Below are 8997 nucleotides of genomic sequence, written 5' to 3' on the forward strand. Positions count from 1 at the left end.
CAGCTGGCGCAGGCACGGCCATCAAAGCCAACTTGCGCAAGGCCAAATTAAACTATACCGTATATTTTCTTTTCATTGCATTTCCTCCCGGCGCGTGTCAAGTGGAATCCAGACACGCAAAGACTCGTGATGAGGAGATCGTGATGGCGAAGAACAAGAACCCGAAACGCGGCAGGCCGCCCAAGGATCTGGCCGGTGACGTCCAGGCGCGGATTCTCGATGCTGCCCAGCAGCTCTTTCTCGAGAAAGGCTTTAGGAGTGCCAGTATCGACGACATCTCCGAGTTGGCCCCTGCGAGCAAACCGACCATCTATGCCCACTTCCCCGGCAAGGAGGCGCTGTTCGTGGCTGTGGTGGCGCGGACCATCAACGGATTGACGGATTTTGAGGGGTTCACGCCGGCAGGCCGCACCATCCAGGAAAAGCTCGCCAATCTAGGAATCGAGATCGTGGAGAGATTTGTCGAGGATACGTTGGACCTCACGCGCGCAACGATCGCGGAGGCACGCCGATTTCCCGAGTTGAGCCGGAATGTTCACGACGCGGCGCGCGACCGCGCGGCTGGGGCAGTTTCGCAACTCTTGAACGAGGCGACGCAGAGGGTCGCGCGCTCAGCCAAAGGCCCCTTCAGCGCAAAGCGGAGCGTTGCGACCGCTCAAATGTTCATGGATCTCATTCTGCTTCCGATGCTGATGAGATCTTTGATGGGTGAGGAACTGAAGGATCTCAAAAAAGAGCTGCCGACGTTCCTGCACGAGCGGGTCAATTTCTTTCTCGCGGCTTGTGAGGCGGACTGGAGGCCGTGAACCAGCCGAAGCCCTGCCGCTATCCTTGCACCACGGCTTTGGGACGGATATCGGCGGCCAGGTCGATCGGCCGCCCCCACGGTCCGTGACGCACGGCGCCGGCGCAAAAATCCATCATCTCGTCGAACGTGGGCCGAACGACAGCCGCATTGATCCGCGAAGGATTAAGATAGCCCTCCATTGCTTCAAGCAGGCAACAGGTCATTGCCATTGCACATCCCGGTCGTAGCTCGCCGCTCGCCTGTCCAGCAGCAATGGTCGCGCTCACAAGCCCCCGGATCCGGTCCGCGTAAGACAGGGCGACTGCCCAGTTCTCTCGTACCGCCGCAGCGACCAATTCGTGTTGCTTGCTGTCGTGCTCCAGCCGATGTTGGTGCAGCTGCGAGATTGTCCTCAAAGCAGCCGTCAAGCGCTCCAGAGCGGAGTCGCCGCGAGCCGCAAGAGTTGCAGCCACGGACACGCGATCGAACAGATCCGCCACGATCGTCTCTTCGATCGCCTGCCTTGAAGGAAAGAAGCGGTAAACGTTGGCGGGCGACATCGACGCCCCGCGAGCGATATCGGCGACAGTGGTCTTCCTGAAACCGATCTCGCGGTGCAGTCGGATCGCTGCTTGGACGATTCGCCGACGAATGTACGAGGATTCGACTTGGCGCATCGGCTTCTGCATCGCTTGCGACCTCAGCAAGATGCGATCGAATGCAATTCACGCCGGCAGGTTTCGCCAAAGTGACGCAAGGGGTCCATCTCCTCCATGAGTTCTGGCAAATCGACCAGTTCGGGGTTCGGCGAAAGGTAGGTTTCGACGATCAGGCGACCTGCCCGCTCTGCGGCTTGAACCACCTCATCGCTAGAAAGAATCCTCATCCGCCCGACAAGCGCGTACAGATTGACCAATTGCGGAATCTCGGACTTGTCGCTGACGAGCGCCTCGGCATAGAGACGGGAGGCTTCCTCGATGAAACTCCGATAGAGCCGCTCGCGCTTGGCGATCGACCGGGCATTATGACGCTCGCGAAGCTTGCGGCGCCGGGTCACCCATCCCGTCACGATCGTGGAGATCGCTCCGAAGGCCGAGCCACCGAACGCGGCGAAAGCGGGTGCATAAATCGTGTTCATGCGATCATTCCTCTCTCGCGTCGCGGCGGGGCGCCCTAACAGTCCTGACCGAAGCAGCTTCCGCAGCGCGGTCAAAGACGGCTCTGCAAGGATCGCTCAGCGCTGACTCTCTTTGCCGGAGACAGGCCTCTACGTTCGTGGCGTCGGGGATGTAGCTAAGGCACAGCCGGAAGGCGTCAGGCGCGCATGCGGCCCTCTGTTCGGGAGTACCGCGGTTGTCCTGCGCAACAGCAGTCCCGTTCCCGAACATTGCCGCCAGCATGACTACTAATGTGTACTTGAACATACAAAATCCCTTCTTCTGCTGAGGCATCGCGCTTTCGAACGGGAGACGCAGCGTCATGCTCCGATTACCCGCCCGTTGAAAGTGCCTGAACACGAGCTTGTGAGTCTTCGCTCTTGACACACCCCGCGGTTCGGGATGTATATGAACTATACGGTATAGTGTATTTAGGGAGCCGAGAATGTCAATCCTTTTGTGGTCGCTCGCAAAGGAAAATCCGTGGCCGGGGCTTGCGCTCGCATGCCTGAACCTGGTCGTGGCCCTGTCCCTCGTGGCTCTGAGCCTGCTGCTGGGCGTTACGATAGCCTTGCTTGCCGGGCTGCACGCGTTCGCCGGCGAGCGGTTCTGCATCGCGCCGAAAGGACTTCAGCGCGGGAGCCCGGCGCTGTGAGCAGAACATCCGTCTTGTCAATGCGTGCGCGTGATTCAGTCGATACTCAAGCTCCCGTGTGGGGTTACTTTATGTGGGTCGGCGGAGCGTTGCTCGTGCTGCTCTTTGCAGCCAATTCCCTGCTGCCGGAGCCCCCGCCAAACAAGCTCATCGAATCGCACTCTACGCTTCCGCCGATCCGGATCGCCTCCGAGCTGAAGGTACCGGAAGCAGTTATCATCGATACCAGCCAGCCCGGTTTCCCGCCCATTGTCCCGGACAGGGAGACTGCAATCCCCTCGCCGCTTACCTCGGATGTGGCCGATGCCGCACGACAGCCGCCCGCGTCAATATCCGAGCAAGCCGATGCGAGTGACGGTAGCCCCGCAATCCCGCCCCAGGTCCGTGAAACGTTGGCGCAGTTAGATCCGGGGGTTTCCGATCAAGCCGACTTAAGCACGAGGGCAGTCGGGCTTGCCTTGGAACCACGACGCAATTTCGCACAGACTCGGTCCGGGAAGCGGCGGCGACCTGGTCGGCATTCGAGTTTAGATACCACACTCGAACGGTGCGCTTCACTGAGCCAAGGTTCGTGTCGATAGGCCCGTCGTGGATCCTCGCACACACCCATAAGACCACCGATCAGTTTTTCACGGATAGCCACAGGATTTACCTCATCATGCCGAAGAAGCGAATGTTAGCGATTATCGTTTTGTCCGCCACGTTTGCTGCTACGGGCGCGAGAGCCGACGTCCCCCACTCACCTTTGAACGCCGCAAATAGGGGCGTAGCCGCCCAAGGCGATGCCGATGAGGCGGCGATACGTCGCCTGATCGAGCAATTTCGCACGATAAAAGTACCACTCAGCCAGGCGGTAGCGATCGCCGAGCATTTACATGACGGTTCCAGGACCGCGGATGTCAGCCTTGAGATTTCCGGTCCGGCCATTTATCGCGTGCGGACGGTAGGCAATGAGCGACTTTGGGAAAATGTTATAGATGCGAATACCGGAAGCGTGACAGAGAAGGAAGTTTCGTCATCGCTGAGGGAGCTCGACCGAGACGATCTGGGCAATATCATTGCCCTGAAGTCTGTTGAGCAAGAGCTGTCGGACGCCGTACGCATCGCCGAGAAAGCTGCAGAGGGAAGCGCTCTCGCCGGAGGCCTTATGAAGCAGGATGGCAAACTCAACTTTGTGGTCGTCATCGCCAGCGGCGATCGCTTGAAGGAGGTCACGCTCGAACCGCCCAGAGTCGGTGGGGAAAAGTCAGCTCGCCATTAGGCGCGGTCGTGCATACTAAGCAGACGCGAAAACTGAATATGACTTGGTTGCGGCGACTGGAGCCAGCAGCAGCTGCCGTTTTGGATGCTACGCTGCGTTACGCCACCGCCACCATATAAACGCAGAAGCGCGAAATCGTTTGCTCGTCGAGCTCCGAGCCAGCGGCAGTACTACATTCGGTACGACATGACCGATCGAGCTGCGGCTTAAGTGCTGATGCTGCATCGCTTTTCGAGATGTCTCGGTCCAATCCATCATGGGCGCAATGCAAAATCGATGCGCTAACATGTTGATGTTATTTCGCTTTGTCATCTCGGATGGATTAGCTAATTTTTGGGCCGACAGTCGATCAGAAGTTAGGGCTACAACATTTTCCTCTCGTTTCAAACACTTACGGAACGGCACATTTTGTCGCGACGATCTGGGATGTCGTCGGTACGACATTGTCGTACCGACGAACTCGTGAAGTACCGCACTAAATTATGTGTTTTCCCACTCAATCCGTACTCAAGGCGCAAAGTAGCGTGCCGCCCTCTCCTCGCCTACCGCGGCAAGACCGCGGTCGTAGTTTCGGCGACGGTAGAGAAGAAAAACCAATGCGGCGCGGGAGGATCGCGTCGCCGGCTAAGCACGTGACGGGACCTTCTCCAGCATACTCAGGTTCCTATGGCGATCGTGCTGTTGAAGTGCGAGTCGCCCATAGCGCCCTCCTCAGGCAACCCCGCGGGTTGGTTTGGTATCAAGAGTACCGTCAAGGAGGCCCGTCAGCCGTCCTCGGATGATCTGCTCGGCCTCACGCATGATGCGGTCGATCAACTCCTTGACTGTCGGGATATCGTGGATCAGGCCGATCACCATGCCGCAGCTCCATGCGCCGGCATCCATCTGACCGTCGATCATGACCCTTGGGTAGACGCCGGCGACCTGTGGGTGGATGTCCTCGATCTTCAGCGCGGCGCCCTTGTCACGCTCGATCTCGAGAAGCTTATCGACACCCTTGTTCCTCAGCACGCGTTCGGTGTTGCGAAGCGCGCGCATCACCAGCACCGTGTCGAGTTCGGTCGCCTTGATGAGCGCTAGCTTCACGTTGTCGTGGACGGGCGCTTCCCTAGTGGCGATGAAACGCGTACCCATGTTCATGCCGGCCGCGCCCATCGACAGCGCAGCGACCAGGCTGCGTGCATCCGCCATCCCGCCGGAGGCGACGAACGGGATCTTCAGTTCATCCGCCGCCCGCGGCAGGAGGATCATGTTCGGAATGTCATCCTCACCGGGATGACCGCCGCATTCAAAGCCGTCGACGCTGACCGCGTCGCAGCCGATTTTCTCGGCTTTCAGCGAGTGCCGCACCGAGGTGCATTTATGAATCACTTTGATGCCGGCCGCCTTCAGCGCCGGCATGTATTGCTCGGGGCTGCGGCCCGCAGTCTCCACGGCCCTGACGCCACCCTCCCTGATCGCGGTGATGTATTCCGGATAGGGCGGCGCGGTGAAGCTCGGCAGGAAGGTGAGGTTCACACCGAACGGCTTGTCGGTCATGTCGCGGCAGCGCGCGATTTCCTTCGCCAGAAGCTCCGGCGTCTTCTGAGTCAGCCCTGTGATGATGCCAAGGCCGCCGGCATTCGAAACCGCGGCCGCGAGTTCGGCAAAGCCGACATAATGCATGCCGCCCTGGATGATCGGATGCCGGATGCCGAACAATTCGGTGATTGCTGTCTTCACCTGAAAACTCCGTTTTCCGATCAGCAGCCGATTTCGACCAGACCCGTCAATTCCGCTGGGCGGTCCAGTACCCCGAGCAACGCGCGCCTCCCGAATAGCCGCTCCATGTTCCGCGACCGGAATTGCTCGAGAGCCGACCCGAGCCGGACGCATATTTGTCCGGAACGGTCACCGAGGCGCTGACTGCGCCCGAGCGCGCTACATGGCCCCTGAACTTCACGAGGTTGGGATGCGTGACGACGCCGTCAGTGATGTTGACGGAGAAATTATAGGACGGGTCGCAGGCGCCTCGCTGCGTCACGAACACAAGGTCCCAGGACCCGTCATACGCCGAGCGGGCTTGTGCGCCCGATACGAAGGCGACCAGGCAACTCACAGCCATCTCAGATGTGAAGAGGTATTTCATTGTGTGCTCCATTGTTTTCGTCATTCGCTTCGTTGACCGCCGTCGCCCATCAGGCCCTGAAAGAGGCGGCCGGTCCCCGGGAGGGAAAAGGACCGGCCGCCGGGAAGCCCGGCGAGGGACAAGGGGGAGACAGCGCCGGGGACCCAAACTGCCTTTCAGCAAATCGTGACAGATGCGGATGCGCCATGTTTGGCGAACCATTTTGGGCCCGGCCCACGCATGTAATGACGCTGGGGCCGATACGGATCAAAAGCCATCGCGATGAGCTTGCTCGCTCTTCTCGCGACTTCGTTCACCCTTCGGCGAAGCGACACTGTCCGCGATCGTATTGCGCGCATGCTGACCTCAATGTGGCTTGCCAAGCACGAAAGTGAAGGGGACAACGAAGAGCTCATCGCCCTGGTCGTCGCTGACATGCAAGACCCAGTCACGCCAATCCTCGAGGCTGCGCTCATTGGTGAGGGATTGCACGACACGTGTCGCATGATCGCGAGCCTCAGCAAGATCGTCCACGACGGCCCCGAGGTGATTGACGAGAACAACCTTCTTATTCGTGTTGGAACAGTAGAAATATACCTGGGTCATGTCCGACCTCCCTCGAATGGTGCTTCGCTATCGGCGGCTGCGCGAGTCGCTGCCTTGGCCGCATCGACATGCGAAGCTTTCTCCGCTCGCCGCTCGTACATGTCGGCAAGAGCCTTGAGCTGATCCGCTACCGCCCGATTGGTCGCGGTGTTGGCGGAGTGGAGCAAAGTCTGCGCCGTCTTCAGATATTCCCTGCCTCGTCGTGAGATCTGCAACGTCATGGTACCCTCCGTAGGCCCGGCGATTACGGGATCGATGTGGCTTGGCTCGTGTTATGAAGAATTTTCCAGGGCGCGGCTTTGCCCTGGTTGCTGCGATTTTGTCCTGGGTTGCTGTTGATGGCGGTCCGCGTATCCGGCCGATGCGTCCGCGACTTTCGGTTGCCGAGACGGAGCAGCCGCTCCCGATGCTCCGGCGTCTCCGGACAGAGCTGCCGGTCGCGCATCTCGTCGAATTCCTCGCGGCATGCCTCGCTGAATTCGCGCAGAGGTCGATGCGACCATATGGTTCAGCGCTGCATTTGCAAATTCATCATCTCGCCATGCGCCATCAAGTTCTCATTCAAGTTGGCCATGATCACGAGGGAGCCCGCGAGAACCAGGAATACAATGAGCACGCCAAACGCAAGCGCCAGCACATTGTGGGTGCTGTCCGGCCCCGTGGTGATGTGAAGAAAGAAGACCAGGTGCACTCCCATCTGAGCGATGGCAAGGACAACGAGCCCGGCCGGCACGCCGGGAGCCCAGATCGCCGAGGTGTTGGCTACCCAAAAAGACGTGGCCGTCAGGATCGCTGCAAGGAGCAAGCCGATCGTGTACACGAGAACGCCGGAAGACGCGCTTCGCTCCCAGGCCGGAAGCGCCGGCCTGTCTCCGGGTGCAACATCCCAACGCGTGTCGGTCATGGCAGGACTCCCATCAGGTAGACGTTCGTGAATATCAGGATCCAGATGATGTCGAGCGCGTGCCAAAACAGGGAGAAGCAGTGCAAGCGGCGCACTACGACCTGTTGGAACCCCCTCAGCGATAGCTGAATCATCATGAGGACCAGCCAGGCCAGTCCGACTGCTACGTGCAGTCCATGACAACCGACTAGCGTGAAGAAGGCGGAAAGAAACGCGTTACGTTGCGGGGACGCCCCCACCGCAATCATGTCCTGAAATTCCCGGAGCTCGAGATTGAGAAATGCCGCACCCAAGAGGACCGTCACCACGGCACCAAAGAAGGTGCCGAACTGGCGGCGCGAATTGATGGCGAGCGACATCAGTCCACAGCTGTAGCTGGAGAGCAGGAGAAAGGCGGTTTCGATCGCGGCGTTCCGCAGATCGAACAGCTGGGCACCGGTCGGACCGCCTGCAGTCGCCTTTGCGAGCACGGCATAGCTTGCAAACAGCGCCGAGAACATCACGATGTCGCTCAGCAGGAAGATCCAGAACCCGAAGCCCGCGATGATCCGCTTGGGTGCGGGACCCGCCTCACTGACATCGAGCAGTTCGGCTTGGCGGATATCATCCATCTCAACTGCGATGTTCATAGCGATACCTCCACCGCGTGCACGCGATCGAACTGAGCGACTTGTTCTGCCGAAATCTCAACTTCGTCCTCTGCGCGGAACATGAAGGCGAGCAACGTCACGGCTGTGCCGAGCAGCCCGACGCCCGCCATCCACCAGATGTGCCAGATCAGGGCGAAGCCGGTGATCACCGCGAAAAACGCGGTCACGAAACCGGTCGGGCTATTCTTGGGCACTTCGATTGCTTCATAGTCGTGCCGCCACGCGGGCAGTTCTTGCTTGGCGAGCACGCGCTCCTTCTTTGTCCAGAAGGCGTCGATCTCGTTGACATGCGGCTGGACCGCGAAATTCCAGGCCGGCGGCGGCGATGCGGTCGCCCATTCCAGGGTACGGCCGTTCCAGGGATCTCCGGTCGTGTCGCGCAGCTCCTCACGGTGGCGAATGGACACCACGATCTGGACGACCTGGCAGATGATTCCGGCCAGGATAACCAGTGCGCCTACCTCGGCGACCAGCAGCCAGGGCTGCCAGGAGAGGACATCGTAGTGCTGCAGACGGCGGGGCATGCCCATCAGTCCCGTCACATAGAGCGGCATAAACGCAAGATGGAAGCCGATGAACCAACACCAGAACGCCGCCTTACCCCAGCGCTCATCGAGCTTGAAGCCGAATGCCTTGGGGAACCAGTAATTGTAGCCAGCCATGCATCCAAATAGTACGCCCGGGATGATGACGTGATGGAAATGGGCAACCAGGAAGACAGTGTTGTGGACATGCCAATCGACCGGCGGCAACGCCAGGAGCACCCCGGTCAGGCCGCCGAAGACGAACGACACCATGAAGCCGATCGTCCACAACACCGGCACCGTAAACCGGACCCGACCGCCATACATTGTGAACAGCCAATTGAAG

At 59.6% G+C, this 8997-nt stretch carries 12 protein-coding genes; 3 read left to right on the forward strand and 9 right to left on the reverse strand.

Annotated features, from left to right (window positions below; genetic code table 11):
- Positions 1 to 32 precede the first annotated feature (32 nt).
- Complete coding sequence (locus Q2941_RS02625; RefSeq protein ID WP_458191553.1) at positions 33 to 806, forward strand: TetR/AcrR family transcriptional regulator; 774 nt, start codon at positions 33 to 35, stop codon at positions 804 to 806.
- A 19-nt stretch (positions 807 to 825) separates the two neighbouring features.
- Here the strand turns inward: Q2941_RS02625 and Q2941_RS02630 are convergent, their stop codons facing one another.
- Together Q2941_RS02630 and Q2941_RS02635 are read right to left on the reverse strand one after the other, a co-directional pair.
- Positions 826 to 1476, reverse strand: a complete 651-nt coding sequence (locus Q2941_RS02630) for a TetR/AcrR family transcriptional regulator (RefSeq protein WP_458191554.1) — start codon at positions 1474 to 1476, stop codon at positions 826 to 828.
- Between the two features lie 11 nt (positions 1477 to 1487).
- Complete coding sequence (locus tag Q2941_RS02635; RefSeq protein ID WP_458191555.1) at positions 1488 to 2000, reverse strand: hypothetical protein; 513 nt, start codon at positions 1998 to 2000, stop codon at positions 1488 to 1490.
- Between the two features lie 389 nt (positions 2001 to 2389).
- Between Q2941_RS02635 and Q2941_RS02640 the strand changes: the two genes are divergently transcribed.
- Together Q2941_RS02640 and Q2941_RS02645 are read left to right on the forward strand one after the other, a co-directional pair.
- The gene (locus Q2941_RS02640; RefSeq protein WP_458191556.1) at positions 2390 to 2599 is read left to right on the forward strand and encodes a hypothetical protein; all 210 of its coding nucleotides are present in this window, start codon (positions 2390 to 2392) and stop codon (positions 2597 to 2599) included.
- 658 nt (positions 2600 to 3257) lie between these two features.
- The gene (locus Q2941_RS02645; RefSeq protein WP_458191557.1) at positions 3258 to 3860 is read left to right on the forward strand and encodes a PepSY domain-containing protein; all 603 of its coding nucleotides are present in this window, start codon (positions 3258 to 3260) and stop codon (positions 3858 to 3860) included.
- A 711-nt stretch (positions 3861 to 4571) separates the two neighbouring features.
- Here the strand turns inward: Q2941_RS02645 and Q2941_RS02650 are convergent.
- From Q2941_RS02650 to Q2941_RS02680, 7 genes are all read right to left on the reverse strand, one after another.
- Positions 4572 to 5582: an NAD(P)H-dependent flavin oxidoreductase gene (locus tag Q2941_RS02650; protein ID WP_458191558.1), complete on the reverse strand. Its 1011-nt coding sequence runs from the start codon at positions 5580 to 5582 to the stop codon at positions 4572 to 4574.
- 46 nt (positions 5583 to 5628) lie between these two features.
- Entirely contained in the window at positions 5629 to 5988 is a 360-nt protein-coding gene (locus tag Q2941_RS02655) for a hypothetical protein (protein WP_458191559.1), read from the reverse strand.
- Positions 5989 to 6333: 345 nt separating this feature from the next.
- Positions 6334 to 6573 (reverse strand): DUF6894 family protein, encoded by a 240-nt coding sequence (locus Q2941_RS02660; RefSeq protein ID WP_458191560.1) that lies wholly within the window; start codon positions 6571 to 6573, stop codon positions 6334 to 6336.
- Positions 6570 to 6794, reverse strand: a complete 225-nt coding sequence (locus Q2941_RS02665; protein WP_458191561.1) for a hypothetical protein — start codon at positions 6792 to 6794, stop codon at positions 6570 to 6572. The genes Q2941_RS02660 and Q2941_RS02665 overlap by 4 nt, the downstream gene beginning before the upstream one ends.
- A 287-nt stretch (positions 6795 to 7081) precedes the next feature.
- Entirely contained in the window at positions 7082 to 7477 is a 396-nt protein-coding gene (gene cyoD, locus Q2941_RS02670; RefSeq protein ID WP_458191562.1) for a cytochrome o ubiquinol oxidase subunit IV, read from the reverse strand.
- Positions 7474 to 8088 carry a cytochrome (ubi)quinol oxidase subunit III gene (locus Q2941_RS02675; RefSeq protein ID WP_458191579.1) on the reverse strand — a complete coding sequence of 205 codons (615 nt, stop codon included), beginning with the start codon at positions 8086 to 8088 and terminating at the stop codon, positions 7474 to 7476. The genes cyoD and Q2941_RS02675 overlap by 4 nt, the downstream gene beginning before the upstream one ends.
- Positions 8089 to 8102: 14 nt before the next feature.
- Positions 8103 to 8997 (reverse strand): cbb3-type cytochrome c oxidase subunit I (locus Q2941_RS02680; protein WP_458191563.1); only part of this gene is annotated, 895 nt, incomplete at its 5' end.

It is taken from the genome of Bradyrhizobium sp. UFLA05-153, assembly GCF_054185185.1.

Coding starts and splice junctions, on each gene's coding strand:
- Q2941_RS02630 (WP_458191554.1), bottom strand. CDS start 1,476: ATGCAGAAGCCGATGCGCCAAGTCGAATCCTCGTACATTCGTCGGCGA.
- Q2941_RS02640 (WP_458191556.1), top strand. CDS start 2,390: ATGTCAATCCTTTTGTGGTCGCTCGCAAAGGAAAATCCGTGGCCGGGG.
- Q2941_RS02645 (WP_458191557.1), top strand. CDS start 3,258: ATGCCGAAGAAGCGAATGTTAGCGATTATCGTTTTGTCCGCCACGTTT.
- Q2941_RS02655 (WP_458191559.1), bottom strand. CDS start 5,988: ATGAAATACCTCTTCACATCTGAGATGGCTGTGAGTTGCCTGGTCGCC.
- Q2941_RS02660 (WP_458191560.1), bottom strand. CDS start 6,573: ATGACCCAGGTATATTTCTACTGTTCCAACACGAATAAGAAGGTTGTT.
- Q2941_RS02665 (WP_458191561.1), bottom strand. CDS start 6,794: ATGACGTTGCAGATCTCACGACGAGGCAGGGAATATCTGAAGACGGCG.
- cyoD (WP_458191562.1), bottom strand. CDS start 7,477: ATGACCGACACGCGTTGGGATGTTGCACCCGGAGACAGGCCGGCGCTT.
- Q2941_RS02675 (WP_458191579.1), bottom strand. CDS start 8,088: ATGGATGATATCCGCCAAGCCGAACTGCTCGATGTCAGTGAGGCGGGT.